The organism is Acinetobacter sp. TR11, assembly GCF_027105035.1.
GTDB lineage: Bacteria > Pseudomonadota > Gammaproteobacteria > Pseudomonadales > Moraxellaceae > Acinetobacter.
In genome coordinates this window covers 1,411,511-1,437,789 of the sequence record NZ_CP114256.1, presented here as the reverse complement: position 1 = coordinate 1,437,789, position 26,279 = coordinate 1,411,511, and the positions used below count along the sequence as shown (strand labels likewise).

30 protein-coding genes, 1 tRNA gene and 1 pseudogene are annotated in these 26,279 nt (G+C 36.8%); 19 read left to right on the top strand and 13 right to left on the bottom strand.

What is annotated here, in order from left to right; translation table 11 throughout:
* Positions 1 to 44 precede the first annotated feature (44 nt).
* The 3 genes from O1450_RS06970 (at position 45) to O1450_RS06960 (ending at position 1,553) form a co-directional block, all read left to right on the top strand.
* On the top strand, positions 45 to 587 hold the full coding sequence (locus O1450_RS06970; RefSeq protein ID WP_269230433.1) for a lecithin retinol acyltransferase family protein: 543 nt from the start codon (positions 45 to 47) through the stop codon (positions 585 to 587).
* Between the two features lie 123 nt (positions 588 to 710).
* On the top strand, positions 711 to 968 hold the full coding sequence (locus O1450_RS06965) for a YjhX family toxin (protein ID WP_269230214.1): 258 nt from the start codon (positions 711 to 713) through the stop codon (positions 966 to 968).
* Positions 969 to 1,046: 78 nt separating this feature from the next.
* Positions 1,047 to 1,553 carry a GNAT family N-acetyltransferase gene (locus O1450_RS06960; protein ID WP_269230213.1) on the top strand — a complete coding sequence of 169 codons (507 nt, stop codon included), beginning with the start codon at positions 1,047 to 1,049 and terminating at the stop codon, positions 1,551 to 1,553.
* 99 nt (positions 1,554 to 1,652) lie between these two features.
* Here the strand turns inward: O1450_RS06960 and O1450_RS06955 are convergent, their stop codons facing one another.
* The gene (locus tag O1450_RS06955; RefSeq protein WP_269230212.1) at positions 1,653 to 2,231 is read right to left on the bottom strand and encodes a YceI family protein; all 579 of its coding nucleotides are present in this window, start codon (positions 2,229 to 2,231) and stop codon (positions 1,653 to 1,655) included.
* 227 nt (positions 2,232 to 2,458) lie between these two features.
* Between O1450_RS06955 and O1450_RS06950 the strand changes: the two genes are divergently transcribed.
* The gene (locus O1450_RS06950; protein ID WP_269230211.1) at positions 2,459 to 2,869 is read left to right on the top strand and encodes an OsmC family protein; all 411 of its coding nucleotides are present in this window, start codon (positions 2,459 to 2,461) and stop codon (positions 2,867 to 2,869) included.
* A gap of 13 nt (positions 2,870 to 2,882) precedes the next feature.
* Here the strand turns inward: O1450_RS06950 and O1450_RS06945 are convergent, their stop codons facing one another.
* The 3 genes from O1450_RS06945 to tkt form a co-directional block, all read right to left on the bottom strand.
* Complete coding sequence (locus O1450_RS06945; RefSeq protein ID WP_269230210.1) at positions 2,883 to 3,380, bottom strand: hypothetical protein; 498 nt, start codon at positions 3,378 to 3,380, stop codon at positions 2,883 to 2,885.
* Between the two features lie 17 nt (positions 3,381 to 3,397).
* Positions 3,398 to 3,931 carry a DUF3916 domain-containing protein gene (locus O1450_RS06940; RefSeq protein ID WP_269230209.1) on the bottom strand — a complete coding sequence of 178 codons (534 nt, stop codon included), beginning with the start codon at positions 3,929 to 3,931 and terminating at the stop codon, positions 3,398 to 3,400.
* 63 nt (positions 3,932 to 3,994) lie between these two features.
* Entirely contained in the window at positions 3,995 to 5,983 is a 1,989-nt protein-coding gene (tkt, locus tag O1450_RS06935) for a transketolase (protein WP_269230208.1), read from the bottom strand.
* Positions 5,984 to 6,368: 385 nt separating this feature from the next.
* On the opposite strand from tkt, the gene metK reads away from it, so the two are divergent.
* Positions 6,369 to 7,535, top strand: coding sequence for a methionine adenosyltransferase (gene metK, locus O1450_RS06930; protein WP_004653111.1), 1,167 nt, complete (start codon positions 6,369 to 6,371; stop codon positions 7,533 to 7,535).
* A 50-nt stretch (positions 7,536 to 7,585) separates the two neighbouring features.
* On the opposite strand, the gene O1450_RS06925 is transcribed toward metK, so the two are convergent.
* Positions 7,586 to 7,843 (bottom strand): hypothetical protein, encoded by a 258-nt coding sequence (locus tag O1450_RS06925; RefSeq protein ID WP_269230207.1) that lies wholly within the window; start codon positions 7,841 to 7,843, stop codon positions 7,586 to 7,588.
* A 243-nt stretch (positions 7,844 to 8,086) separates the two neighbouring features.
* On the opposite strand from O1450_RS06925, the gene O1450_RS06920 reads away from it, so the two are divergent.
* Positions 8,087 to 8,269: a hypothetical protein gene (locus tag O1450_RS06920; protein ID WP_269230206.1), complete on the top strand. Its 183-nt coding sequence runs from the start codon at positions 8,087 to 8,089 to the stop codon at positions 8,267 to 8,269.
* A gap of 43 nt (positions 8,270 to 8,312) precedes the next feature.
* Here O1450_RS06920 and O1450_RS06915 read toward each other — a convergent pair whose 3' ends face one another.
* The 3 genes from O1450_RS06915 to O1450_RS06905 all read right to left on the bottom strand — a co-directional run bounded on the left by O1450_RS06915 (position 8,313) and on the right by O1450_RS06905 (position 10,089).
* Positions 8,313 to 8,876, bottom strand: coding sequence for an FxsA family protein (locus tag O1450_RS06915; RefSeq protein ID WP_269230205.1), 564 nt, complete (start codon positions 8,874 to 8,876; stop codon positions 8,313 to 8,315).
* Positions 8,877 to 9,076: 200 nt separating this feature from the next.
* On the bottom strand, positions 9,077 to 9,511 hold the full coding sequence (locus O1450_RS06910) for a putative hemolysin (RefSeq protein WP_269230204.1): 435 nt from the start codon (positions 9,509 to 9,511) through the stop codon (positions 9,077 to 9,079).
* 416 nt (positions 9,512 to 9,927) lie between these two features.
* Positions 9,928 to 10,089 carry a hypothetical protein gene (locus O1450_RS06905; RefSeq protein ID WP_269230203.1) on the bottom strand — a complete coding sequence of 54 codons (162 nt, stop codon included), beginning with the start codon at positions 10,087 to 10,089 and terminating at the stop codon, positions 9,928 to 9,930.
* Positions 10,090 to 10,163: 74 nt separating this feature from the next.
* Here O1450_RS06905 and O1450_RS06900 point away from each other — a divergent pair.
* Positions 10,164 to 10,430: pseudogene (locus O1450_RS06900) on the top strand (IS4 family transposase); the annotation flags it as partial.
* 51 nt (positions 10,431 to 10,481) lie between these two features.
* Here the strand turns inward: O1450_RS06900 and glyA are convergent.
* On the bottom strand, positions 10,482 to 11,738 hold the full coding sequence (gene glyA, locus O1450_RS06895; RefSeq protein ID WP_241282463.1) for a serine hydroxymethyltransferase: 1,257 nt from the start codon (positions 11,736 to 11,738) through the stop codon (positions 10,482 to 10,484).
* Positions 11,739 to 11,900: 162 nt separating this feature from the next.
* On the opposite strand from glyA, the gene O1450_RS06890 reads away from it, so the two are divergent.
* A complete protein-coding gene (locus tag O1450_RS06890; RefSeq protein ID WP_269230432.1) occupies positions 11,901 to 12,743 on the top strand; it encodes a DUF695 domain-containing protein in 843 nt (280 codons plus the stop codon).
* Between the two features lie 56 nt (positions 12,744 to 12,799).
* Here the strand turns inward: O1450_RS06890 and O1450_RS06885 are convergent, their stop codons facing one another.
* On the bottom strand, positions 12,800 to 14,038 hold the full coding sequence (locus tag O1450_RS06885) for an alpha/beta hydrolase (RefSeq protein WP_269230202.1): 1,239 nt from the start codon (positions 14,036 to 14,038) through the stop codon (positions 12,800 to 12,802).
* 266 nt (positions 14,039 to 14,304) lie between these two features.
* On the opposite strand from O1450_RS06885, the gene O1450_RS06880 reads away from it, so the two are divergent.
* The 3 genes from O1450_RS06880 (at position 14,305) to O1450_RS06870 (ending at position 15,905) form a co-directional block, all read left to right on the top strand.
* Positions 14,305 to 14,997 carry a putative quorum-sensing-regulated virulence factor gene (locus O1450_RS06880; RefSeq protein ID WP_269230201.1) on the top strand — a complete coding sequence of 231 codons (693 nt, stop codon included), beginning with the start codon at positions 14,305 to 14,307 and terminating at the stop codon, positions 14,995 to 14,997.
* A 140-nt stretch (positions 14,998 to 15,137) separates the two neighbouring features.
* Positions 15,138 to 15,710: a hypothetical protein gene (locus O1450_RS06875; RefSeq protein WP_269230200.1), complete on the top strand. Its 573-nt coding sequence runs from the start codon at positions 15,138 to 15,140 to the stop codon at positions 15,708 to 15,710.
* A gap of 119 nt (positions 15,711 to 15,829) precedes the next feature.
* A tRNA-Arg gene (locus O1450_RS06870) sits at positions 15,830 to 15,905 on the top strand.
* A 64-nt stretch (positions 15,906 to 15,969) separates the two neighbouring features.
* On the opposite strand, the gene O1450_RS06865 is transcribed toward O1450_RS06870, so the two are convergent.
* Positions 15,970 to 16,773, bottom strand: a complete 804-nt coding sequence (locus O1450_RS06865) for a DUF4882 family protein (RefSeq protein WP_269230199.1) — start codon at positions 16,771 to 16,773, stop codon at positions 15,970 to 15,972.
* Between the two features lie 322 nt (positions 16,774 to 17,095).
* Between O1450_RS06865 and O1450_RS06860 the strand changes: the two genes are divergently transcribed.
* The 8 genes from O1450_RS06860 to O1450_RS06825 all read left to right on the top strand — a co-directional run bounded on the left by O1450_RS06860 (position 17,096) and on the right by O1450_RS06825 (position 24,210).
* A complete protein-coding gene (locus O1450_RS06860; RefSeq protein ID WP_269230198.1) occupies positions 17,096 to 18,031 on the top strand; it encodes an ABC transporter ATP-binding protein in 936 nt (311 codons plus the stop codon).
* Positions 18,028 to 18,801 (top strand): ABC transporter permease, encoded by a 774-nt coding sequence (locus O1450_RS06855; protein WP_269230197.1) that lies wholly within the window; start codon positions 18,028 to 18,030, stop codon positions 18,799 to 18,801. The genes O1450_RS06860 and O1450_RS06855 overlap by 4 nt, the downstream gene beginning before the upstream one ends.
* Positions 18,798 to 19,616 (top strand): NADPH-dependent 7-cyano-7-deazaguanine reductase QueF, encoded by an 819-nt coding sequence (queF, locus tag O1450_RS06850; protein ID WP_269230196.1) that lies wholly within the window; start codon positions 18,798 to 18,800, stop codon positions 19,614 to 19,616. The genes O1450_RS06855 and queF overlap by 4 nt, the downstream gene beginning before the upstream one ends.
* A gap of 33 nt (positions 19,617 to 19,649) precedes the next feature.
* Entirely contained in the window at positions 19,650 to 20,309 is a 660-nt protein-coding gene (locus tag O1450_RS06845; RefSeq protein WP_269230195.1) for a hypothetical protein, read from the top strand.
* Positions 20,310 to 20,505: 196 nt separating this feature from the next.
* Entirely contained in the window at positions 20,506 to 21,648 is a 1,143-nt protein-coding gene (gene rodA, locus O1450_RS06840; RefSeq protein ID WP_269230194.1) for a rod shape-determining protein RodA, read from the top strand.
* Between the two features lie 19 nt (positions 21,649 to 21,667).
* Positions 21,668 to 22,669, top strand: a complete 1,002-nt coding sequence (gene mltB, locus O1450_RS06835; protein WP_269230193.1) for a lytic murein transglycosylase B — start codon at positions 21,668 to 21,670, stop codon at positions 22,667 to 22,669.
* A gap of 287 nt (positions 22,670 to 22,956) precedes the next feature.
* Positions 22,957 to 23,568: a septal ring lytic transglycosylase RlpA family protein gene (locus O1450_RS06830; protein WP_269230192.1), complete on the top strand. Its 612-nt coding sequence runs from the start codon at positions 22,957 to 22,959 to the stop codon at positions 23,566 to 23,568.
* A gap of 189 nt (positions 23,569 to 23,757) precedes the next feature.
* Positions 23,758 to 24,210, top strand: coding sequence for an Mpo1 family 2-hydroxy fatty acid dioxygenase (locus O1450_RS06825; protein WP_269230191.1), 453 nt, complete (start codon positions 23,758 to 23,760; stop codon positions 24,208 to 24,210).
* A gap of 40 nt (positions 24,211 to 24,250) precedes the next feature.
* Here O1450_RS06825 and O1450_RS06820 read toward each other — a convergent pair whose 3' ends face one another.
* Both O1450_RS06820 and sthA read right to left on the bottom strand, forming a co-directional pair.
* Positions 24,251 to 24,733, bottom strand: a complete 483-nt coding sequence (locus O1450_RS06820; protein ID WP_269230190.1) for a DUF3465 domain-containing protein — start codon at positions 24,731 to 24,733, stop codon at positions 24,251 to 24,253.
* Positions 24,734 to 24,820: 87 nt separating this feature from the next.
* Positions 24,821 to 26,236, bottom strand: coding sequence for a Si-specific NAD(P)(+) transhydrogenase (sthA, locus tag O1450_RS06815; protein WP_005159656.1), 1,416 nt, complete (start codon positions 26,234 to 26,236; stop codon positions 24,821 to 24,823).
* Positions 26,237 to 26,279: the final 43 nt, after the last annotated feature.

The window sequence follows — 26,279 nt, the reverse complement described above, 5'->3', positions numbered from 1 at the left end:
TTTTGATTAAAATACATCTGTAAATACAATAGTCTTGTATGAGTATGCAGCAAACACAGCGACATTTCCCTCTCGGTGCACACCTAATTGTTAAACACTTTGGTTATAGTCATCATGGTATTTATGCAGGTCGTGGACGAGTTATCCATTATTCAGGTTTTGCACATATTTTTAAAAAACATCCAATTGAGACGACCTCAATTCAGCGCTTCGCTCGGGGAAAACCGATTTATACGAAAAATTATCATTCCCCTCGTTACAAGGCGAAAGCGATCGTTCGTCGTATGCACTCGCGTATGCATGAAAATCATTACCATTTGATTATCAATAATTGCGAACATTTATGTACATGGGCAATCACTGGAATTGAATCGAGTATTCAGGTTGAGCGTATGCAACGGCGTTTAGCAACGATTGGTTATATTAGTTCGATCATGAGTTATATGAATAGCATCATGTTAACCATTGCGACGGCTTGTTTTGCCCTCGTGTTATATATCAAAATGATGCTACGTCGGCAGGCAAAAAGATCAGTTCCTGCATATTTATCATTAAAGGATAAATATAATAAAAATAAGCGTATTTAGTTTCCTAATTTGCTCATAGATTTAATCAATCTGTTGTTTTGTCCATAGTTCATATTTATCAACGCGAATTTTCGGGCTAAAAGCCTAGCTTTGCTTTTGATTACTTATATCTGGGATTCCAATATGAACTTATCCAAGTCTGAACAAAGGACTTTACACGTCTTAGCAAAAGGCGGAAAAATCGTAAAACTCAAAAATGAATCAGGACAACTCATCGCTGTAGAATGTTATAGCCGTGAAGGTTTTGTATTATCTGATTGCACACTCGATGTTTTTCGAAAATTTAAAAAGAAAAGATTGATCAAATCACAGGAAGGACAACCCTATCAAATCAATTTGAATGGGCTTAGAAACGTACGACCTCAACTCGATAATCAATAAACATCCTTAACAATCATCTGATGAAGCAACAACATAATTTTGCTTCGTCAGTTATTTAAAAACATATAGGCAATTAAAATGAATATTCAAATCCGTGATGAACAAGGCACTGACATCCAAGCAATTTTTGATTTAACACAAAAAGCTTTTAATGATGTAGAACATTCTAGCCACACAGAGCAATTTATCGTCAATGCGCTTAGTGAATCCAAACAACTTAATCTCTCTTTAGTTGCTGAAACTCAGGGGGAAGTCATTGGTCATATTGCATTTTCACCTGTCTCTATTTCCGATGGTACGACAAACTGGTATGGCTTAGGTCCTATTTCCGTTCTTCCTGAATATCAAGAAAAAGGTATAGGCTCTAAACTTATGAAAGAAAGTTTGAATAGGATCAAGGCACTGAATGCAAAAGGATGCGTATTACTCGGTGATCCTAATTATTATGGAAAATTTGGGTTTAAGGCTAATACTAGATTGATCTTAGAAGGTGTTCCTGCAGAGTATTTTCAAATTCTTGTTTTTACCGACTACGTACCAAGTGGCTATGCCATCTATTCAGGTGCATTTAATGCAACAACATAATAGTTGTAGAAAATCGTATTTAATTTACGCCTAAAAAATTTAAAATCTCACGCCGTAGATAGCGTGAGATTTTTTAATAAACAATTGATTTATTATATATTACTTTGCAGCAGTTGCTTCAGTTGTAATATTCACAGTGATCTTATCCCCTACGTTTGGTACGTAATTACCGATACCAAATGCTGAGCGGTTAAAGCTTGTTGTTGCATTAAAACCAATCGCAGGTACTTTCGCCATTGGATGCTCGCCTTGTTTATTCAGAATAGCATCCAATACCACAGGCTTAGTCACACCTTTAACGGTTAAATTACCTGTAATTTTGAAGTGTTTCTTGTCTTTAGTTTCTACTTTAGTACTTTTAAAAGTAATGTTTGGATATTTCGCAGCATTAAACCAAGCTTCTTCTTGGAATTCTTTATCCAAAGCAACAACATTGGTATTTACACTGCTTAAAGGGATCGTCACTTCTACAGATGAATTTGCAGGTTTTGCATTATCAACTTTAATTGTGCCTTGAATATCAGTGAAATTTGCACTTGGTGTAGAGAAACCAAAGTGATTCCAGCTGAATACGGTCGCAGTATGTGTAGGGTCAATTTTATAGTCGACAGGCGCAGCCAACGTTACAGAACTAGCTAAAGCGAATGCTAAACCGAGGCTTAATGTTTTAAATTGCATTTTTTCGTATCCTTGTTTGATATAAGCAATAGTTTATAGATCAAGTATTTTTATTCATTATTCTTTATAAAACGATATGTTTCATCCGTGCAACAATAAAAGCGTTACAGCACATATCAAACACAATTATCATAAGACCATTAGGTAGTGGACAATTGATTTTATAAGTAACATGATCAATGGGTATATTTTCATCTAGTTTTTAAAGATAAATAACAAGGTAAAACATGACACATACAGCACAAGCACTCAGTACATCTACACCTTATCGCGTTTCGTTGACGGATTCTTCGGGTCATACTTGGTATGCAGATGAACCAGCAGATAAAGGTGGTCAAGATACAGCACCAAATCCAATTCAGTTACTCTTGTCTGCTTTAGGTGCATGTACAACCATTACTTTAGAGATGTATGCGAATCATAAAGGAATTAAGCTTGATCATGTTCAGGTCGATTTAGCCTTAAATCCCAATGCTGAACCTGAAGCAGGTCAAAACAATATTGAACGTAAAATTATCTTAAAAGGTGAATTTACCGAAGATCAGCACAAACGATTACTCAAAGTAGCTGAAAGCTGTCCTGTGCATAAATTATTAACGTCGAATATTTCAATTCAGAGTGAATTAAATATCGGATGAGAGACCTCTTACACTAAATTTCAATTACATCCGTATACCATTCCAATGAACCACTCATAGAGATATCTATTGCTAGGTCGACAATATTTGTGAGCTCATTTGGAATAAATGAATATAAATTTTCCCCATCAAAATGAATCCAAAACTCAGGTGGTGGAGTATCGCATCCATCGATAAACCCACCTGTTTCACCCTCACCCAAACTATCAAACATGGTTAAATGAACATTGAAAGCTAAAATTTTTCCTTCTAATTTTAATAATGATTTATTTATATCTAGCTTAAGTCTATTTTGAATTACTTTATCAAAATAGGAACGTAATCGAGATGAATAGTTATCAACTCTCTTTTTATGCTCCTTTATCTTTGAACTTTCGTGGAGAAAACAAATCAAAAAACCATATTCAGCATGTTGCCAAAATCTTTTATCTACATTCAAATTAAAAAAGTATAAAGATTTGACATTATTTAATATTTTTTCAAAAGCACTAAGTTCGAATTCACTTTTCATCGCAACATCTTAATCTCTTAAATTTCAATAAAGTACCACTGATCAGCTCTATAACTATCAGCTTCATCTTCTGGATCAATATACCGAATCTTTACCCCTCGTTCATAGATATTTTCAGGAATTTGCAGATTCCAACTTTTAGCCAAACTTAACCCATCTGCCAACACATATTGAGAATCATATCTATCTGCTGATAATGTATGTGCATTAAAATAATCTTCATCCAGATATAAGCAAATCTCGCTAGCAAACATATTTGGCTGTTCAATCATACAAACTACTTTACAGAATTTAAGTCCTTGAGGTTTCGCTTCAATTAAATATTTACAAGCATTGATTAGGTGTTGAGCACATTCTGCTTTGATTTCTTGGCTTGCATGCTTACCCTCAACAAGGTTTATCGGAACAGGTATTTTCCAATTATAGTATCGATCTTCATATCCATTTAAATCAGGAAAATATCCTCTAAAACTTTCACTCCAGCATCTAAGATTTCTTAATTTCCTTGGTATTCCTCGTTCTTTCTTATTCGATAAAGCTAATCTTCTCATTTCTTATTCCAATTTAAAAAAAAGCGCCCTATTCAGGACGCTTTTTTATACCACTTAATTTGATTAAGCAGTCAATTCTTTAACCGCAGCAACAACTGCTTCAGTGGTAATACCGAAGAATTGGAACAAGTCTTTTGCTGGAGCAGATTCGCCGTAAGTGGTCATACCGATCACTTTGCCGTCTAAACCAACAAACTTCCACCAGTAATCCACATGAGCCGCTTCAACCGCTACACGCGCACGAATATGTGCAGGTAATACAGCTTCACGGTAAGCAGCATCTTGCTTCATAAACTCTTCAGCACATGGCATAGACACTACACGCACACCCTCAAGCTGTGCATATGCTTCCATCGCCAATGAAACTTCTGAACCTGTAGCAATAATGATTGCTTTCAACTCACCTTTTTCTTCTGCAAGTACATAACCACCTTTCGCAGCGTTTTGAATTTGAGCTTCATTACGTGCTTGGAATGGCAAGTTTTGACGAGAGAAAATTAATGCGGTTGGACCATCTTTACGTTGAAGTGCAGATTTCCAAGAAACAGCAGCTTCCACTGTGTCACATGGACGCCAAGTATTTAAGTTTGGTGTACCACGTAACGATGCAATTTGTTCGATTGGTTGATGCGTTGGACCATCTTCACCCAAACCGATCGAGTCATGTGTATAAACATGAATCACACGTTGTTTCATCAATGCAGACATACGTACTGCATTACGCGCATATTCCATAAACATCAAGAATGTTGCAACGTAAGGAACGAAACCACCATGTAAAGCCACACCGTTCGCGATTGCAGTCATACCGAATTCACGAACACCGTAATACACGTAGTTACCCGCTGGGTTTTCTTGTACGCCTTGGCAACCTTTCCAAAGTGTTAAGTTAGAGCCAGCCAAGTCAGCAGAACCACCTAATAATTCAGGCAGTAATGGACCGAATGCTTGCAAAGTATTTTGACTAGCTTTACGTGTTGCAATTGTTTCTGCTTTTGCATTGGTTTCAGCAATAAATGCATCTGCTTGTGCAGCAAATTCAGCAGGTAAATCACCATTGATACGACGTAATAATTCAGCTGCTTCAGTTGGATATTTTGCTTGGTATTGAGCAAACAATTCATTCCAAGCTGCTTCAGAGCTTTGACCTTTTGCTTTTGCATCCCAAGCTGCATAAACATCTTCAGGAATAACAAATGCTTCTTCTTTCCAGCCTAATGCTTCACGTGTTAAAGCGATTTCGTCTTTACCCAACGGCGCACCGTGGCAATCTTCTTTACCTTGTTTGTTTGGTGAACCTAAACCAATAATCGTTTTACAGATAATGATCGTCGGCTTATTGCTTTCAGCTTTCGCTTCAACTGTTGCTTGACGAATCGCATCAGCATCATGACCATCTACGCGAAGTACTTGCCAACCATAGGCTTTGAAACGTTGTTCAGTATCATCACTGAACCAACCTTCTACTTCACCGTCGATCGAAATGCCATTGTCATCGTAGTAGGCAATCAGCTTACCAAGACCTAAAGTACCTGCAAGTGAACATACTTCGTGAGAAATACCTTCCATCAGGCAGCCATCACCTAAGAAACAGTAAGTGAAGTGATCAACAACGTTTAAACCATCTTTGTTAAATTGTGCAGCTAAAGTTCTTTCAGCTAAAGCAAAACCAACAGCATTGGCAATACCTTGACCCAATGGACCTGTTGTGGTTTCGATACCAGGTGCATAACCCAATTCTGGATGACCTGGAGTTTTAGAGTGTAATTGACGGAACTGTTTTAAATCTTCAATAGATAATTCATAACCCGTCAAATGCAATAACGCATATTGCAACATTGAGCCATGACCATTCGATAATACGAAACGATCACGGTTCGCCCATTGAGGATTACTTGGGTTATGATTTAAAAATTCGCGCCAAACTACATCAGCGATATCTGCCATCCCCATTGGAGCACCAGGATGCCCTGAGTTTGCTTGTTGCACAGCATCCATAGCCAAGACACGAATTGCATTTGCAATACGACGTTCATTTAAAGGGGTTGTCATAAGTCAGAATCCGATTAAATCAAATAAGATGAGAGAAGATGAGAAATCATCTTTCAAAAACTGCGACTATTGTCTTAAAAAAACAAGATGGGGTAAAGTGCAATACACGATATTTCTTATATTTTGATCATTCAAATACAATTCTTTATATAAATGCTCACCATCTAAACAACCACTAAAATGCATTCACTCCAATATGAAAATTTACAATTCAGAAAAACTTTATTAATTAAAGCATTAATATTAGTTTTACTGATACACATATCAATAAAAACATAATGAAAATGAAATAAATTCATGCATTTTAGTCAGCTTATGCTAGTCCTATCCGCCAAGTCGATGTAACATACTCTGTCTTTTTGAAAATAACCATGATAGGACGTTCATGCGCGAGTATGCTGTTTTTACTTCAGAATCTGTAAGCGAAGGTCATCCAGACAAAATGGCTGACCAAATTAGTGATGCTATTTTAGATGCAATCCTAAAAGAAGACCCGTATGCGCGAGTCGCTTGTGAAACATTAGTAAAAACAGGTGCGGTTGTTCTTGCTGGTGAAATTACAACGACAGCAAATGTCGACTTTGAAGCAATTGTGCGTCAAACCGTAAATGGTATTGGCTACCATCACTCTGATTTAGGTTTCGACGGATCAACTTGTGCCGTGATCAATATGATCGGTAAACAATCTCCAGAGATTGCTCAAGGTGTTGATCGCCAAAAGCCTGAAGATCAAGGTGCTGGCGACCAAGGTTTAATGTTTGGCTATGCAAGCCGTGAGACTGATGTTCTCATGCCTGCTCCTATCTCTTATGCGCATCGCTTAATGGAGCGTCAAGCAGAATTACGTCGTTCAGGTACATTACCGTGGTTACGCCCAGATGCAAAAAGCCAAGTGACATTTGCCTATGAAAATGGCAAGCCTGTTCGTTTGGATGCAGTTGTATTATCAACACAACATGATCCTGAAATCTCTCAAATTCAGCTTAAAGAAGCGATTATTGAAGAGATCGTTAAGCCGATCATCCCAGCTGAAATGTTTCATGCGGGCACTAAATTTCACATCAACCCAACAGGTATGTTTGTAATTGGTGGACCTGTGGGTGATTGTGGTTTAACTGGTCGTAAAATCATCGTAGATACATATGGTGGTATGGCACGTCACGGTGGTGGTGCTTTCTCTGGTAAAGATCCATCGAAAGTTGACCGTTCAGCAGCGTACGCTGGTCGTTATGTGGCAAAAAATATTGTTGCGGCTGGCTTAGCAGACAAATGTGAAATCCAAGTCAGTTATGCAATTGGTGTTGCTGAGCCAACTTCGATTTCGATTAATACATTCAACACAGGCAAAGTATCTGATGAGTTGATTATTCAACTTGTTCGTGAACACTTCGATTTACGCCCATACGGCATTACCCGTATGTTGAATCTGATTCAACCGATGTATAAGCAGACTGCTGCTTATGGTCACTTTGGTCGTGAAGGTTCTGATTCTGCATTTACATGGGAAAAAACCGATAAAGTTGAAATCCTAAAAGATGCTGCGGGACTATAAGTTTATCGCTCATAAAAAAGTTCGCACATTGCGAACTTTTTTATTTGTTATTATTTATTAAATTCAGCACTGTCTTGTTTAAAAATTTCAAATAAAGAACTTGTCTGAGTTGGTTGATCTTCCTCATGATTTAATGAATATACATGTACCATCTTAATTACAAGTACAACTACAAAACACGCAGCCACACAGAACATCCATAAACCATAAGGACTTCTAATATGCTGAGAACCACAATAAGGGCATTCCTTATCTGTTGAAGCGACTACCTTGTCACAACATGCGCAATGATATTGATATAACATCATTCCTCCTTCCACTTACTATTTTTTATTTTCTTTTTACAACAATTTCTTTCGTTGCACTTTTATCCTATGAGAAAAAAAATGAGAATTCAATCTAGTTTTAAAAACAATTCATTCAAATTAACAATTCTCTTAGATACATTGTAAAGGGGATATACAAAGCTAGATTCAACTAACGCTCAGTATTATTTTGATCTTTCACATAATTTGTTAAAATATATCTTTCAAATCATAGATGACATTACTATGGCTCAATTGATCAATAAAGGTGGATTTCGTGAACGAGCTAATCGAAGTCGTTCATATAGACAATCTGAAAATGAAATAACAAATCTTCCTCCTACCCACTATCAACCTCAGAGCAAAGAACAACAAACACTAGACAAAATAGAATCCAAACAAGAGCAAAGTGCTAAAAATGAAACATAAAAAAGCACATCAACTAGGATGTGCTTTTTAAGCGTATCAACAACTAATTAACATCTTTGAATTCAATTTTCTTTTGATCAGGTTGAACTTCTCTCGCTTCGCCATCAATAATAGTTGAGTCACGATATTGACCACCACGTTGTTGTTGATTCTGCATGTCCTGCATTTGACGCATGAGATCAGCAAATGGATTCTGCCCAGCAGCATTACCACCCATTCCACCCATCATTTGATCCATCATCGCCTGTTGACGCTTTGCCATTGATTTCATCAACATATTTCTAAACGCTGTTTGAACAGCAGGAATTAAAACCAATACAGCCAATACATCAGAAATCAAACCAGGAATCATTAACAAGAAACCCGACATTGCAATTGCTAATTTCTTAGTAACTGCAGGATCAGCTCCAAGTTGACCTGTCATCTGCATTTGTTGCAATTGCGGCATGATATTAGATGTACTAGAACGAACGAGATTCAAACCCACGAAAAAAGTTATAACAAACCAAAAGAATACGTACCACATACTCCCAACAAGGTCGCCCACGCCGATCCATACTAATATCTCAGCAATTGCGCCAAACACTACGATAAGAAGTAGATTCATGTCAAAGTTTCGTCTATCTCAAAAATTAGAAAATAAATACAGTGATTATACTTTTGGTCAAAGCCAAAACAAAAAATATTACTGCAATATTATAATTGATGGGTACAAAAATAGATTTATCAAGGTCTATCTTTCATTTAGATGAGAAAAGCTTTCAAATTGGTAGATACCAACTTGAAAGCAAGAACTTATTTCATCAATTAACCACAATTTGCACTAAGAATTTTTTTAGATTGCGGATCAATCGTTACCGTCACTCGATTTTCACGATAATCCATCGTTACTGGCTGATTTGGTCCTACACTACGCACAATTTCGGACTTGGTTTTTTGCTTAATTTGCTGTTCGGTTAAACCAGTCTGCCCTACAAGTTTTTGTGCTTCATCAGCAACACATTTACTTTGATTTGCATGGAAAAATACCCATTCCTCAATCACTTGCCCATTAGGTAATTTACAATATCCAGCCTGACCATTTGTCTCATTACGAATCTCAAGCTGGCCTCCTTGTTCAACGCAGTATTGGCTTGCAGGATTTGCCATACCAATTTTAGGTGGAGTAACATCTTTGCTGGGTGTTGAAGAACAGGCTGTTAATGAAGTAATTGCTAAAGCTAAAAATAGAATTTTTTTCATAATTTGAAATCTTGCAAAAATTTAAAGATAACAAATAAATCAAAATATTATGTCTATTATTTGAAACACAAACCCCAATCTCAGATCAACAATAAATAATAGATGAGCCTATAAGAAACTATCGGTTTTTTGTCATTTGATAGGCTTCCTGAGCAATCGCCAATCCAGCTTTTTTAGCAGCATCAGATTCTTTCGCATCACTCGTTTTCTCTTGTATACTTTCCTTAGATGTATTTGAACGATAGGCTTGCGGAATATTTAGCTTACTTCCTGTTCCACTGCAAGGTTTTGCTTGATAAGTGACAGCACCTTTTATCGTACATTTGTAAATTTCCCCAGCAAAACCGTATTACAAACCACCATTAAAAATATTAAAACTAAATTTTTTTCACTTATAAGCTCCCCTAAATTCAAAATTATTGAATAATGATATATTCAACACGAATAGCCTCATCAATCAAATACTGATCCTTAATCACATAGAAATAAGGTTTGTGTTCAAGCCACTCATCGATTTCTAAAATGGCATTTGTATACCCAGTCAGAGCTGAGAAATCTTTTATTCCAATGGCATCCATAGGCTTACTCTTTTTTCTTAAGCCTAGCATACCATGAGTGTATGCTATTTTTAACAGTTTTACTATAGAACTATTTTTTAATAGCGATCAAGCAAAACATAAAATTGAAATCGTTTCTAGGCCGAAGCCGCAATGCGATACAAACACAAATATGGATTGCACTAATCGCGTATTTACTGGTGAGTTTTGCGAAAAATATGGCACAAGAAGGATGGAGTGTTCAAAGATTATTAAGAATTATTCAGGTGAACTTATTTGAAAGGAAACCATTGAAGGCTCTGTTTTTACCTGACAAAAAGTGGAATAAGCAAGAAGAACCTCAACTGAGGTTCTTCTTGTGATATTTGTGGGACAGCAGTGACCTTAGGGGTGCTTTTTTTTAGATATACAAATTAGTTTGCATATACAGGGAATTTAGCACAAACCGTTTCAACTTTAGCTTTAACATCAGCGATAACTTTTTCATCACCTTTGCTATCGATAATGTCAGCGATCCAACCTGCAAGGTCGCGAACTTCAGCTTCACCAAAACCACGAGTTGTTACAGCTGGCGTACCAATACGAATACCAGAAGTCACGAACGGAGAACGTGGGTCATTTGGAACAGCGTTTTTATTTACTGTGATATGAGCAGCGCCTAACCATGCATCAGCATCTTTACCCGTTACATCTTCTTGTTTAATTAAAGATAATAAGAATAAATGGTTATCAGTACCACCAGATACAACATCATAACCACGTGCAATGAATACTTCAGCCATTGCTTGAGCATTCTTAACAACTTGCTGTTGGTAAGTTTTATATTCAGGTGCCATAGCTTCTTTAAAACAGATTGCTTTAGCAGCAATTGCGTGCATTAAAGGACCACCTTGGTTGCCTGGGAATACAGCTGATTGAAGTTTCTTCTCGATTTCTTCGTTTGCTTTTGCAAGAATTAATCCAGAACGTGGACCACGAAGTGTTTTATGTGTAGTCGTTGTCGTTACATCAGCAATTTGAACTGGGTTTGGATACACACCAGCAGCAACTAAACCAGCAACATGCGCCATATCAACAAAAAGGTAAGCACCAACTTTATCCGCGATATCACGGAAACGTTGCCAATCTACAACACGGCTATAAGCAGAGAAACCTGCTACGATCATACGTGGCTTGTGTTCTAAAGCTAAACGCTCAACTTCTTCATAATCGATTTCACCCGTTTCAGGGTTCAAACCGTACTGGATCGCATTATAAGTTTTACCAGAGAAACTAACTTTAGCACCGTGAGTCAAGTGACCACCGTGAGCCAAGCTCATACCTAATACTGTATCACCAGGATTAAGAAGTGCTAAGTAAACTGCTGAGTTTGCTTGTGAGCCTGCATGTGGTTGTACGTTTGCATAATCTGCACCAAACAACTCTTTTGCACGGTCAATTGCAAGTTGCTCAATAACGTCAACATACTCACAACCGCCATAATAGCGTTTGCCCGGATAGCCTTCTGCATATTTGTTAGTAAGTTTCGAGCCTTGAGCTTCCATTACAGCTGGTGAGCAATAGTTTTCAGAAGCAATTAACTCGATGTGAGCTTCTTGGCGGTCGCCTTCAGAAGCGATCGCTTGAGCTAATTCTGGATCAAATTCAGCAATAGAGATATTGGCAAACATTAGCGGAGGGTCCTATAAATTAGGGCTTTTAAGCCGTGCTAAAGATTGGTGCGAATTATAGCATGAAGTTTGCTGTTACAGAGCTTGATATTTATTTAATTATTGGTGAATTTGACTGAATTTAGCTGATAAGCTTTGGATAAAAATTCACAAGAGCTAAATATGTTTTCTTTCTTAAAATTTTGGCATAAAAAAAACAATACTTTTCAAGAAGATTTACAAGAAAATGATTCACCTGATTTAGCTCTTGAAGTTCCAGAAAACTGGAATTTTTATATGTGCCAAATAGATGATGTTCCTGCAAGTTACTTTCTAAATCTAGCTCTAGCTAAAATTGCCCCTATAACCAATAGATCAACCCTACTTTGGGTTGAAGTAAAGATGAACTGCTCAAGAGAGGATGGGTTATCTTCAAGTGAAGAATTTGAACACCTCGCTCAAATGGAAGATCAAATTATTCCTGCTCTTACAAGCAAACTTGCTATCTTGTATGTTGGTCGTTTAACACACAATCATTTAAGAGATTTTTATTTTTATTGTAAAGATGAAATAGATCCAGAACATATCATTAATGAGGTAATGCAGGTTTATCCAGAATATAGTTATAGGTTTGGTCAAAAGCTTGATTCAGATTGGTCAACATATTTCAATTATATGTATCCAAGTAAAGAAATTATGCAAACCATCTCTAATCGATCCGTAATTGAAAACCTTCAAAATCATGGAGATAATCTTGAAGTTGCTCGAAATATAGATCATTGGATATATTTTAAAAATGAAGTAGATCTGAATAAATTTGTGGAAATAATATTATCGTGGGATTTTCAAATAAATCAAAAAAATAAAATAGAAGAAAATGATGGTTTTCCTTACCAGTTACAAATTTCTAAAACTGAATTTGTTGATCAACAATCAATAGATTACTGCACATTACAGCTTTCTCAATTAGCAAATCAGTTAGATGGTGAATATGACGGTTGGGAGACCGTGGTCATTAAAAACTAAATTAAAAAGCCCAATCCTCAAATCACGAAAATTGGGCTTTGATAAAACTTAAAATCTTAATTACTAGGTGGCATTACTGATTTGACATCATTCACAATATTTTCAATATTAAACACATATGCCGTTCCATGATCCCATTCAGGATTTGTTACATATCGAATACCAGACCCTTTACTAGCGGCAACCAAAACTAGAGCATCAGTTGCTTCTTTAGGTACAGTTGTATCTTTTGCTCCCTGATAAATTACAACAGGTTGATTAAGCTTAACTTGTGCAGGTTGAGAATCTTTTTCTAAAAACTCTTTCACTAAAGGTAAAGCCATAAAATTTGTTTGAGTACGTGGGTAATTTTTCAAATCAACATTTGTTTTTAGATAATTTTGCATCCCGCCAACAAACTGATTGCCTAACGCACCTGAGCAGTTTGACTCAGCTTTACTTGCAATTAAGTCAGTTGGTGATTTAAATACATTTGAATAACTGAATGTTAAATTATTATTTCTTAGACCTGCAGTAATCAATGCAGTAAAAGTATCAAGTTGTGCATAAACTGGAATTTGAAAGTTTACAGGCGCATCTTTTACAGATAGCTCTCCATTTGTTAAAATTGCACCAAGATTAGATGCAGGTGCTACAGCAATTGTTCCTTTATACTCTAATTTTGCGCGGCTCGCATATTGAGCTGCTCCTAATGCGGCTTGCCCACCTTGCGAATGCCCGACCGTCATCCATTGACGTGATGTCATTTTTCCTTGACTAGATAAATATGATCTAGCTGCTACTACAGCATCTGTAATAGAATATGCCTCACTTTTTACATTTAAAAATGGATGAAGTTCACGCCCACTCGGTTCACCAAGCCCTTCATAATCAGGTGCAACGACAATGTAACCTGCTGCCAAAAATTTACTAATCATTGCATACACATATTCATTAGTCACGTTACGACTCGGCGCGCATATATCAGCCACACCGGTTGTTCCATGCGCCCAAGCGACAATTTTCCAACCATCCGCTGGCATCGTCCCTTTCGGAACAAAAACTAAACTTGTTGCCGTCGTTTCTTGACCATTTTGACCTAACATTTTATAAGTCATAACAGAGCTTTCTGACGCTACAAGACTAAAATCACTTTTTGTATATGCTGTTGGCATGCCAACAACAGGGTCTTTGATATTATTTTCAGGAATCTCAGGTTTAGGTACAAATACTGTCGATCCATTATCACCACCACCACAAGCTGTCAAAAACAAAGTCGTGCTCAGCATTGCAACCGTTAATAGTTTAATTTTCATTTAGTTTTTCCTTAACTATCTTCTTTTTTGGTTTTATCCTTAGATGTTATTTTTCTAAGGCAACTACATCCATAAGAATTACGCCTATTACAAAATTGTTTCAAGTATTTTTTTTATATCCTTTTATATTTGCTTTTTATTTGCGCAATACACTACTAATTTATTTAAAATCCAATCAATCTAAGCATGATTAAGCACAGCTCATCCTAAATTTCTTGTAAGATAAAAAGTCTGAGAGACTATCCTACCCAATTAGGTTCAACTTTATGCAAGCCATTATTTTAGATACGGAAACACATACATTAAATGGTTTGCCTATTGAAATTGCTTACGCGCCAATTGAAATTGAGCATGGAAAGCTAAGCTTAGATAAGAAAAAGATTTTTGATCAGCTGTATCAAGTTGGTCAACCTATCTCTTATGCCGCGATGGCGGTGCATCACATATTAGAATCAGATCTAGCCGATCAACCTTTTTACAGTGAGTTTCAACTGCCTGAACAAACCCAATATATTATCGGTCATAACGTTGATTACGATATTACAGCTATTGCAAAGTGCGGCGTAGATACATCAAAAATTAAACCAATTTGCACCTTAGCACTTGCGCGTCGTGTTTGGGAAAATGCGGAAGCACATAATATTTCAGCCTTAATTTATCTCATCTCCAAAGGGAGTGATAAAGCCAGAGAAATGCTCAAAGGTGCTCATAGAGCTGATGCTGACATTATTTTAACGGCTAATATTTTGATGCATATCATTCATCAATTAAACATTGAAAATATTGAAGAGCTTTATATAGCTTCAGAAGAAGCTCGTATTCCGAAGAGTATTACTTTTGGTAAACACAAAGGTACTGCGATTCGAGATCTTCCAGCAGATTATATTCAATGGCTTTTACGCCAAGACGATCTTGATCTCTATTTACGTAAGGCATTGGAAACAAAATTAGTTAGATAAGCCCTCTTAGAAAATCTTTTAAATTATTTTCCAGTCATTCCAATCAAGACAATGATATTTAATAAATTGTTAACATTATTGTCATTTTTTAACCTTATCTTAATCCTCATGCTAGATCTTGTGCTTGTGGGGATTAAGAAATGTCTAATTTTTTTAAAACGGAACTCGGGCAAAATGCCCTGCAACAACGTGATAGTGCTTTAACTGCACGGCAGCGTCGTTTATTGCTTTTGATTGATCATGAAGATTTTCAAGAACTTGATCATGGATATAAAGAAAGAATAGCACCTACGGAATTAGTTCAACAACTGATTGATATGGGCTTATTAGCACATCAACAACCCGAATCCATACATATTGAAGAAGAAGTCACAGCAACAGACAATGATACTTCTACAGTAATCCCACATATTCAACCAGATCAAAATAAAAACATACCTAATCCAACAGAAAATCTTGAAGCAGAAATTATCACGTTAGAAAAACTTCCTTTTGTTGAAATTCAACAAGTCATGATTCAAACCTTAACAACTTACTGTGGTTTGATGGCGCGACCATTGATACAAAAAATACAGATGATCAAAAATCTACAGCAATTAAAAGCTTGCCAAATGCAATGGATTACTTTTCTTCAAGAATCACGAATTCCGCCAGCACAATTGAATCAAACGTTGAAGTTGATTAATTATTCAGTACAGCATTTGCAAACATGATTGAAATATTTTGGCAATTAAGGTTCAAAATCGTTGTTTTAATAAACAATAGATCATATTGATTGCGTCTTTATATTTACCTATATGTATTTTTTGCCTATGATGTGCCACACATGTATGCGCTCATAGCTCAACTGGATAGAGTACAGGTCTCCGAAGCCTGTGGCGTGGGTTCGAGTCCCGCTGAGCGCACCAGATTTGTTTTTCATTTCTTCTCAAGACCATTGCAAAACGGAATTCATATATAAATTAAACACCGTTAAAGTGGTGAACCGCAGAGATCCGTTGTACCAACTTTGTAATTTAGTTTCATATTTGATTGATCAGTTATCAATTCAGCTGAAATTGTCTGACCTATGAATGGATTTTTTGGTTCAATATTTGTGCTATACCCATCTACAAAAAGACTTATTTTTGTAGGCTTACCACTTAACGATGCTATAGATCCTTTATAATCGCCATTTATGTTTACATCTATTTTTTTATTATCTTGATCTATTATGAGTCCAAAACGAATTTCTTTAATAGAGTCTTTGGATATCTCATAATTCTCCCCCATTAAAAAATTACTTTTATTTGGATTATTACCTTGAATCATTACCCCAATATGCCTAGTCACTCTCTCATCATTCACTGATATATCTCCATAATTTAAATATTTATGATCATCAGAAAGTATAAAGCTAAATCCAGTACCAATCATATTTAGTTTTTCTAAAGAATGGGCCCGATCATATTTATTAACAAAATCATTGACCAAAAATTCTATACCAATTTTCCCAGATAAAGGAATGCTTTTATCACCGACAAAGTCATAAGTATGGGAAGAAAATTCTTCAGCCGCCTTTGAACTGGCAGCCCTATAAATATTGGATTTATCATCCTCCCCCTCCAATCTAAATGAAAAATTCTGTTCAATTATTTTTGGAAATATTTTGAGTGTTTTATTTCTAGTCATGTTATGAATTTGTGTGGGAGAAGCATCAAATTTATAAGTACAAGCTGCATGAGTATTCTCAAAAAATGTTAAGAGCACGATTGTTCCTATAATAATTTTTTTCAATTAATCTCTCCTTTTTCAAACCTAATTCAATATAATTTAACCATAGATTGAAAATAAAACATCACAAATGTAAAAAGTAATTGCCTCATTCCATCACCATGTAGTAAAAGATTATGGCATAATGGTCTTTTAAAGTTAAACCTTAGTTTATAAAGAAAACTTATTCAATTCATACCTATTGCATATGAATCCCACACTTCATTCTTGCTTGCTCATTTCCACGAGCGTTCCATTTCTGACACATCATAAACCTATTTTTCTACTTGGTTTATTTTTTTATATCACTCAAAATAGTCGTTCTATTTAACAACGTGAGACGTTCATGACTGATGCTTTGGTGTTGAGCGATTTGTCCAAAACTTATCGTAATGGTTTTCAAGCGTTAAAAGGTATTGATTTAACCGTACCTGAGGGTGAATTTTACGCATTATTAGGCCCTAATGGCGCAGGTAAATCGACAACGATCAGTATCATTAGCTCCTTAACCAAAAAAACATCGGGTACAGTGGAAATCTTTGGGCATAACTTAGATACCCATCCATCCCACGCAAAACAATGTCTTGGTGTTGTTCCTCAAGAGTTTAACTTCGGTCAATTCGAAAAAACTTTCGATATTTTAGTGACACAAGCAGGTTATTACGGCATTCCCAAAAAACTTGCTGAACAACGTGCTGAATATTATTTAGAAAAACTCGGTTTATGGGAAAAACGTAATATTCAATCACGTATGCTTTCAGGTGGTATGAAGCGTCGTTTAATGATTGCACGTGCCATGATGCATGAACCTAAGTTGCTTATATTAGATGAGCCGACTGCGGGTGTAGACATTGAGTTACGTCGTTCAATGTGGGATTTTCTCACCGAAATGAATGAAAACGGTACGTCTATTATTCTAACGACTCACTATTTAGAAGAAGCAGAAATGCTGTGCCGTCGTATCGCGATTATTGATCGTGGTGTGATTAAAGAAGATACCACCATGAAAGGTTTCCTCAATCAACTCAATGAAGAGTCTTTCATTTGCGATCTGGCTGAACCGATTGAAACACTGCAACTCGATATTCTTGGGTTCACGTTTAATTTAATTGATCCAGTGACTTTAGAAATCACCATGGACAAAGCGCATAGCATGAATGACCTGTTCTTATTGCTACAATCGAAAAATATTCAAGTCAGCAGTATGCGTAATAAATCCAATCGTTTGGAAGAATTATTCGTGAAAATGGTCGAGAAGAATCTTGCTGGAGCGAATCAGTGAACTTTAATCAATTAAAAACAGCACTTTGGACGTTGGTTGTTAAAGAAATTCGCCGCTTCATGCGGATATGGCCACAAACTTTGTTACCGCCGGCAATCACAATGAGCCTATATTTTGTGATTTTTGGCAACTTAGTTGGCTCTCGTATCGGTGAAATGGGTGGCTTTAGCTATATGCAATTTATTGTGCCAGGCTTAATTATGATGGCGGTGATCACGAATAGCTACGCCAACGTATCCTCAAGCTTCTTTAGTGCTAAATTCCAGAAAAGTATTGAAGAACTCATTATGAGCCCCGTACCATTACATCTAATTCTTTGGGGCTATGTGATTGGCGGCGTTAGTCGCGGTGTTTTGGTTGGTCTAATTGTAACCATTATGAGTTTATTCTTTACTCATTTAGAAATATATAATTTATTTGTGACTATATATACAGTCATTATTACTTCATTATTATTTTCGCTTGGTGGTTTCATCAATGCGGTTTATGCGAAGTCATTTGATGATATCTCTATTATCCCGACTTTTGTATTAACTCCACTCACCTATTTAGGCGGTGTTTTTTATGCGATTAGTGCACTTAGCCCATTTTGGCAAAATTTATCTTTAGTCAATCCAATTGTATATATGGTCAATGCTTTCCGCTTTGGCATTTTAGGACACAGTGATGTCAATGTAACTTTCTCATTGAGTATCGTTACCCTATGCTGCGTTGCTCTCTATACAGTTGCTTATCATTTATTAGCTCGTGGTTCAGGAATGCGTGAATGAGTGTTGAACATTCTTTATTGGGCAAAGATACCCAATACCCTACTCAATATCAGCCCGATGTTTTATTTCCAATTTCCCGTGCTGAGTCTCGTCAACAGTATTTACATGTTGAAGGAACTACACAAGGTAAAGATTGGTGGCATGTATTTGAAATTTCATGGCTGAATAATCTCGGCTTACCACAAGTGGCAATTGGTCGTTTAACTTTACCCGCCAACTCACCCAACTTAATTGAATCAAAGTCACTTAAACTTTATTTCAATAGCATGAACTTCACTCAGTTTGAGTCTCAACAAGCTTTTGTCGAAACGGTTGAACGTGACTTATCCAATGCGGCGGGTGGAAAAGTTGAACTACAATTATTCCAAGTTGATGATTTAGAAATTTCTAAACCGCAAGGGATTTGTATTGATGCTCTCATCCCTGAGCGTCTATCTGAACATCCAGATTCAACTCTATTAAAGTTAGATCCTGCAACGACCGAAGAAAGTGTTGAAATTGAACTTTACTCTCATCTTTTAAGAAGTAATTGTCCAGTCACAGGACAACCAGATTGGGGTACGATTTTTATTCGTTTTCAAGGTAAAAAACCTTGTTATCGCAGCATATTAGCCTATATTATCTCGTACCGTCAGCACAATGGTTTCCATGAGCAATGTGTCGAGCAAATATTTGCTGATATTTGGCAATTGCTTCAACCAGAAAAACTGATGGTCTATGCAACTTATACTCGTCGAGGGGGCTTGGATATTAACCCATGTCGAGTATCAGATTTGTCATGGATGCCAGAGCCAATTCGCTTGGCACGACAATAAAACGAATAAATTTGATATAGAGGACGTTCTTCAATGACCAGTTATTTCGGTATTCTTCCATCTGCAGCGTTGAGTCAGGACATTCAACTTGCACAAGCCAACCGTGATAGTAAAGAGCCACAGTACCCTTTACGTGACAAAATTTCTCTACAGCTTACTGATGAGTTAATTGACACCATGTTGGTTCATTTGGTTCAACAATTTCCACCAAGTGATAAACGAGATACAACTGAAGAACTCGCACAAAAGATTCGTAGTATTGTTTCTACATTAATGAAGCAATTATTAGGCAAAGCTTCTAATGAACAAGTTTTAGAATCATTGGCATTTATGGAAAAAAGCTTGTTTACTGATAATGAAGGTAAACAACGTATTGGTACTGCTCTACCTGATGCACTTGTTTCTGAAATGAAAAAGAGTTTTGCTGAAGTCGCTGCTGGAAATGGCAAAGAACAACGTGATGCTTTAACACATCAATTTAAATCTTTTGCTGATGCACTCATTCATCACTTTATGACTGAATACAACAAGACTTTAGGTCTTGGTATGGTAAAACGTGGTGTTGCAAGCGTTGCAACAAGTGGCGTAGAGACAGCTGTTCATATCGTTATTAAAAAATTAATCCCGAGCTTAAGCCAAGTTGAACTCGAAGTGTTTACTAAACATTTCGATCAGTTATTGGTACAAAAATAAGTTCGAGATAACGAGAAAGCGATGATTGCAAAATCATCGCTTTTTTTATGCGCGTAGATAACAAATGCAAGATAATCTATCCCGTATAAATTGTAAGATTATTTTGCTTTTTACACGATAAACAAAGCCTTGCTTTGGTCCTGATCACGTTTATGTTAGCATTCGCGAAGCCTTGATTTACCTGATTTAGAATCACATGTCTCCAAGCTCACAATACAAATTTTTACGTCAAGCACCTCGTGATGGCTTGAGTACAGCTGCACAGCCCTCTCGTTGGCAACAATTGCATATCGATCCTTGGCTTTGTTCTTTTTTGGTTCTAAATGCCTTACTTGGACTCACGGTTTTATATAGTGCTTCGGCCCAAGATGTCGGACTAGTCAGTAAGCAAGCAATGAGCTTTGGGATTGGCTTTGTTGTTATGTGTAGTTTGGCTCAAATCCCCCCCAAGGTATATCAGGCATTTTCACCTTATTTTTATGTATTTGGTGTACTTTCATTAGTGGCAGTCGTCATTTTTGGTGAAGTCCGTATGGGAGCACAACGTTGGATTGATATACCAGGCTTCGGCAGTGTGCAACCCAGTGAATTTATGAAGATTGGCATGCCAATGATGATTGCTTGGTTTCTTTCACGAAAAGCATTACCTCCGAGCCTTTCACAAGTTGTACTGTCATTGATGTTGATTGTCGTACCTTTTCTACTTATTGCAGAACAGCCTGACTTAGGTACATCACTACTGATTCTGGCTAGTGGTATTTTCGTACTGTTTTTAAGTGGTTTATCTTGGCGACTCATCGCTGCAGCCGCAGGTCTAGCTGCAATTATTATTCCAATTGCTTGGGAATTTTTACTGCATGATTATCAACGTCAGCGTGTTCTTACATTATTAGATCCTGAAGCAGATGCTCTAGGCACAGGTTGGAACATTATTCAGTCTAAAACTGCGATTGGCTCAGGAGGATTCTCAGGTAAAGGGTTCTTAGAAGGTACCCAATCTCATCTACATTTCTTACCTGAAGGTCATACCGACTTTATTATTGCCGCTTATTCTGAAGAATTTGGCTTAATTGGCGTGACACTGCTTATTATTCTTTATTGTGCAATTATCTTTAGAACATTCCAAATTGGATTGCAGAGCTTCCATAACTATGGTCGCTTGGTTGCAGGCGCATTTGGTTTGTCATTTTTTGTTTATGTATTTGTAAATGCAGGTATGGTCAGTGGTATTTTACCCGTAGTTGGTGTGCCTTTACCCTTCATGAGTTATGGTGGGACGGCAATTATTACCCTGATGTCTACTTTTGGACTGGTTATGTCTATTCATACACATCGATAATGAGGAATTTTATAAACATATGTTTCTTCCTAATTTAAATAAAATTTTTAAATTGCTTGGTTTGAGTGCCAGTTTATTTGTCAGCAGTAATTGGGCTCAAGCAAATGAATTTTATACACATCCGAATTACTTTGCTTTTAAGCAGAAAGCAATGTCAACTTATAATTTAACAAGTGAACAAATTGATGCAGCCATGAGTGGCGCTAAAGATTTACCTAATATTCTCAATATCATGACTCGCCCAGGCGAAAGTAAACCTTGGTATGAATATCGTTCAATGTTTCTCGTTGATGGCACTATCCAACGCGGGGCAAACTTTAAATATCAATATCAAGACGCGTTGAATCGTGCTGAACAGCAGTTTGGCGTACCTAAAACAGTCATTCTGGGCATTTTAGGTGTAGAAACAGGTTATGGTGCAAATAAGGGCTCTTTCGTCACTAGAGATGCGCTTGCGACGCTCGCTTTCGGTTATCCTCGTCGAGCAGATTATTTTAGCGATGAACTAGCGGCCTTGATCGCTTGGACATATAAAGAAGGTTATCCAACAAATAGTATCGTCGGTTCATATGCAGGTGCTATTGGTTTTCCGCAATTCATGCCAAGCAATATTCAAAAGTTGGGCGTAGATTATGATGGAAATGGTCACATTGATTTAAGAAATTCTGCAACAGATGCTATTGGCTCTATTGCTAACTATTTAGCTCAACATGGTTGGCAGCGCGATCGGCCAATTGGGTTTCCAGCCCGTTACTTAGGCAACAACCCAGATAGTATTATTTCCAAGGATTTAACCCAACCTATTCCCTATGGAGAATTGAAAAGATTAGGGGTTTCCCCTGTTGACCCTTTGGTAAAAATTGATGATTTAGACTTAGTGAATGTCATTCAATTACAAGACCAATTTGGTCCAATTTACTATATTACTTATCCAAATTTCCAAGTGATTACGACCTATAATAAAAGTCGTATGTATGCAACAGCAGTATGGTTATTGGGCACCGAAGTAGCTAGTCGATAGACTAGCTTTTTTATAACATTCTGAAAAGTCAATAAAAAAATAAAGCGAAAAGATCGCATATTCAGCAAAAAATATAATCTGTTACAATATTGGTTATTTTTTAACCGCAAACTGTAAGTTTTTGCCCTTTTTGTAACTATTTATCGTTAAAGACTAGACACACTTCGTAAGCGATGAATATTATCCACTCAAGTAAAGTAATTGCAAAAGTGAATAATTAGACATGTGCACTATATTTCAAAGTTGTTTTTTGAAATAGAAAAGCATGTTCTCTAGGAGTTTATACAATGCAGTTTTCGCTAAAATATATTCTAGCGCTGACGGCAGGCTTAAGTTTAAGCCCGTTACATGCGGAAATGGTACAATCGACATCAATGAATAATGATGTGGAGGGTTCTAATTTAGCTGCCCGCGTACTAAGCAAAGATTCTCAAAATTTTAATTCGCGTTTTTCAAACGTTAATAGTCTTTCAATCACTGAGAGTTCAGGTGACCAAATCCGTCGCCAGACGATTGCTGCAAAAATCGATATTCCTGAAGACGAGCCTTCAGTGATTGAAAAACTGAATACTGTTGCTTCGAACACAGTTCGTAAATTTAGCCAAAGTGGCGTTGCGTCTTGGTATGGACGTCAATTTCATGGTCGTAAAACAGCAAGCGGTGAAACATTCGATATGAATGGATTAACTGCAGCTCACCGTAGCCTTCCTTTAAACTGTTATATCCGTGTAACAAATAAAGAGAACGGCAAGAGTGTTGTAGTAAAAGTAAATGATCGTGGTCCATTCCATGGCAATCGAGTGCTAGATTTATCTTATGGTGCTGCAAAGCAACTTGGTATGTCTGGTTCTGGTACTGGTAATGTGAGCATCGAACGAGTTGATGGACCTAGTTCTTAATAACCTTAATAACTTAGTTTTACACTCTCCAAGAAAAGCCATCTAGTGTGGCTTTCTTTATTATGAGACAAAAGAATTTAGAAAATACAGTTACTTTTTAGAACAACATCATATCAGCGAATGATTTTGACCCTTTTTATTCAATTCGGTATATTGAGCAAATAAAATAAATACAGCAAAGGAATTAATATGAAGTCAATTGATGCATGGTTTGATGAGTATAGTGACAGCCATCAAAACCAAACGAATAAAAAAATTCATTGGGTTTGTGTCCCAGCTATTCTTTTTTCAATTATTGGTATTTTGGCTCATTTTAGCACCCTACTCACCGCTTTGCTTCTTGTACTCACTTTAGTATTTTATGCTCGTTTGGATATTGTTCTCGCTGTTGCAATGGCTGCACTGTTAGCCGTTATGGCATGGCTCATTATTATTTTACCTGTAGGCGTAGGATTCTATATTGGTGTCTTTGTGATTGCTTGGATTGGCCAATTTTATGGTCACAAAGTTGAAGGGAAAAAGCCTTCTTTCTTTAAAGACTTACAATTCCTCCTGATTGGCCCTGTATGGTGCGTGGACGCTTATTTAGCTAAAGTCCTACCTAAATGGAAATCTCGTCAGAAATTAGCGCTTACAAGCTGATTGAGAACATACAAATAGAATGAGTGATTAAGGGAAAATATTATTGATATATTTTCCCTTCATATTTTAACCATCCGTCAATATGTTTTCTTTGTGGATCATGATGGGTCCAATGAATCACACCGCCTTTTGGGTTATATTCATATTCACCAAAAAACTCAAGCTGATCACCTCTTTTAAGTCCATCTATTCTTGGGGCTAAATCAATATTATGTGCAATCAAAACCGTTAAACCATTCTCAAGTTTAAGAATCATTTTCTGATGTTTTGAACCTTGATCGTCATCTGGCAAAACTGCTTTTACAATACCCTGCGCTTGAACTTGAATATTGCTTCTTTGCTGTTGATAAGCCTGCATGATCTTGTCTTGATCATCGACAGAAATATTAGTATTTGAAACTGAAGTTTGTGTGTTACTGCTAGTAATTCTATTATTTTGCTTTTCTTTAAAATCAAAACCCAAATAAGCTGCAAGCAACAAAATGATTACTACAAGAATTAGATTATTTATTTTAGTTTTCATCGCAAATTTCCTAACTAAATCCAAATAACAAAATACCAATCAAACTGATTGGCATTTTGTTGCTTATCGAACTAAATTTATCGCCATTTAAAACAAACGATTCATACCATTCAAAGCTGCTACACGATATGCTTCTGCCATCGTTGGATAGTTGAATGTCGTTTCAACGAAGTACTTCAACGTATTGTTGGGACTATGCATCACCACTTGCCCAATGTGAATAATCTCTGCCGCATTATTACCAAAGCAGTGAATACCTAGTACTTCTAAAGTATCGCGATGGAACAAGATTTTTAATTCACCAACCGTATCCCCCGTAATTTGGGCACGAGCTAGATGGCGGAATGAAGCCTGACCAACTTCATAAGGTACTTTTTCTTCAGTTAATTGCTGCTCGTTCTTACCAATTGAAGAAATTTCTGGGATTGTATAAATACCTGTTGGTACATCTTTAATTGGCTTAACATTTTTCTCACCAACCATATTTGCACCCGCACAACGACCTTGGTCATAAGCAGCCGATGCAAGTGATGGCCAACCAATAACATCCCCTGCAGCATAGATGTTATCAACTTCAGTTTGGTATTGATCATTGACCATCAACTGACCACGGTTATTCGGTGTTAAACCGACATTTTCCAAACCAAGACCATCTGTATTACCAGAACGACCATTGCACCATAAAATTGCATCAGCTTTAATCTTCTTACCGCTCAGCAAATGTAAAACCACATGATCATCGAAAGTTTCTAAGCGGTCAATTTGCTCATTATGTCGAATCAATACACCTTGCTCTCGCAAGTGATATGACAATGCATCTGCGATTTCATCATCAAGGTAGCTTAAAAGCTTTTGTTGGGTATTAATCAAATCAACTTTATGATCTAAACCAATGAAAATCGAAGCATATTCGCAACCGATCACACCAGCACCATAAATAATGATTTTTTGAATTGAATAATCCAAATCAAGAATTTTATCTGAATCAAATACACGCGGATGATTGAAATCTAAACCTTGTGGTTGATAAGGACGACTACCCGTTGCAATCACTATTTGCTTACAAATGATCGTATCTTTAATTCCGTCCTGACCAAAAATCAAAACCGTATTTTTATCTTGAATATAAGCACGTCCATGAAACACATCAATCTTGTTGCGATCATAGAAACGTGTATGCGTATCAACTTGCTGTTGAATTACCTTATGTGCATTACGTAGCACTTGTTTCATGGTGAATTGTTTCCACTCACCGACCTTTTGAAACATAGGGTCACGTTGATAGCGAATAATACTTGATACTGTTTGACGTAATGCTTTACTAGGAATTGTTCCTACGTGAGCACAATTACCACCAAGTTGATCACGTATATCAACGATCGCTACACGTCTACCTGCTTTAGCTAGCTTCATTGCCGCGCCTTCACCAGCTGGGCCAGAACCGAGAATTACTGCATCAAATTTTACAACATTCCCACCAACGACCTCTTTCTTACGTGGCATTCAAAGCTCCTTTGTCTCTTCGCTGTTTACTTCTATATATATG

Bases quoted from the DNA above. Each gene is read 5' to 3' on its own strand.
- O1450_RS06970 (WP_269230433.1), top strand. From the start codon at position 45: ATGCAGCAAACACAGCGACATTTCCCTCTCGGTGCACACCTAATTGTT.
- O1450_RS06965 (WP_269230214.1), top strand. From the start codon at position 711: ATGAACTTATCCAAGTCTGAACAAAGGACTTTACACGTCTTAGCAAAA.
- O1450_RS06960 (WP_269230213.1), top strand. From the start codon at position 1,047: ATGAATATTCAAATCCGTGATGAACAAGGCACTGACATCCAAGCAATT.
- O1450_RS06955 (WP_269230212.1), bottom strand. From the start codon at position 2,231: ATGCAATTTAAAACATTAAGCCTCGGTTTAGCATTCGCTTTAGCTAGT.
- O1450_RS06950 (WP_269230211.1), top strand. From the start codon at position 2,459: ATGACACATACAGCACAAGCACTCAGTACATCTACACCTTATCGCGTT.
- O1450_RS06945 (WP_269230210.1), bottom strand. From the start codon at position 3,380: ATGAAAAGTGAATTCGAACTTAGTGCTTTTGAAAAAATATTAAATAAT.
- O1450_RS06940 (WP_269230209.1), bottom strand. From the start codon at position 3,931: ATGAGAAGATTAGCTTTATCGAATAAGAAAGAACGAGGAATACCAAGG.
- tkt (WP_269230208.1), bottom strand. From the start codon at position 5,983: ATGACAACCCCTTTAAATGAACGTCGTATTGCAAATGCAATTCGTGTC.
- metK (WP_004653111.1), top strand. From the start codon at position 6,369: ATGCGCGAGTATGCTGTTTTTACTTCAGAATCTGTAAGCGAAGGTCAT.
- O1450_RS06925 (WP_269230207.1), bottom strand. From the start codon at position 7,843: ATGATGTTATATCAATATCATTGCGCATGTTGTGACAAGGTAGTCGCT.
- O1450_RS06920 (WP_269230206.1), top strand. From the start codon at position 8,087: ATGGCTCAATTGATCAATAAAGGTGGATTTCGTGAACGAGCTAATCGA.
- O1450_RS06915 (WP_269230205.1), bottom strand. From the start codon at position 8,876: ATGAATCTACTTCTTATCGTAGTGTTTGGCGCAATTGCTGAGATATTA.
- O1450_RS06910 (WP_269230204.1), bottom strand. From the start codon at position 9,511: ATGAAAAAAATTCTATTTTTAGCTTTAGCAATTACTTCATTAACAGCC.
- O1450_RS06905 (WP_269230203.1), bottom strand. From the start codon at position 10,089: ATGGATGCCATTGGAATAAAAGATTTCTCAGCTCTGACTGGGTATACA.
- glyA (WP_241282463.1), bottom strand. From the start codon at position 11,738: ATGTTTGCCAATATCTCTATTGCTGAATTTGATCCAGAATTAGCTCAA.
- O1450_RS06890 (WP_269230432.1), top strand. From the start codon at position 11,901: ATGTTTTCTTTCTTAAAATTTTGGCATAAAAAAAACAATACTTTTCAA.
- O1450_RS06885 (WP_269230202.1), bottom strand. From the start codon at position 14,038: ATGAAAATTAAACTATTAACGGTTGCAATGCTGAGCACGACTTTGTTT.
- O1450_RS06880 (WP_269230201.1), top strand. From the start codon at position 14,305: ATGCAAGCCATTATTTTAGATACGGAAACACATACATTAAATGGTTTG.
- O1450_RS06875 (WP_269230200.1), top strand. From the start codon at position 15,138: ATGTCTAATTTTTTTAAAACGGAACTCGGGCAAAATGCCCTGCAACAA.
- O1450_RS06860 (WP_269230198.1), top strand. From the start codon at position 17,096: ATGACTGATGCTTTGGTGTTGAGCGATTTGTCCAAAACTTATCGTAAT.
- queF (WP_269230196.1), top strand. From the start codon at position 18,798: ATGAGTGTTGAACATTCTTTATTGGGCAAAGATACCCAATACCCTACT.
- O1450_RS06845 (WP_269230195.1), top strand. From the start codon at position 19,650: ATGACCAGTTATTTCGGTATTCTTCCATCTGCAGCGTTGAGTCAGGAC.
- rodA (WP_269230194.1), top strand. From the start codon at position 20,506: ATGTCTCCAAGCTCACAATACAAATTTTTACGTCAAGCACCTCGTGAT.
- mltB (WP_269230193.1), top strand. From the start codon at position 21,668: ATGTTTCTTCCTAATTTAAATAAAATTTTTAAATTGCTTGGTTTGAGT.
- O1450_RS06830 (WP_269230192.1), top strand. From the start codon at position 22,957: ATGCAGTTTTCGCTAAAATATATTCTAGCGCTGACGGCAGGCTTAAGT.
- O1450_RS06825 (WP_269230191.1), top strand. From the start codon at position 23,758: ATGAAGTCAATTGATGCATGGTTTGATGAGTATAGTGACAGCCATCAA.
- O1450_RS06820 (WP_269230190.1), bottom strand. From the start codon at position 24,733: ATGAAAACTAAAATAAATAATCTAATTCTTGTAGTAATCATTTTGTTG.
- sthA (WP_005159656.1), bottom strand. From the start codon at position 26,236: ATGCCACGTAAGAAAGAGGTCGTTGGTGGGAATGTTGTAAAATTTGAT.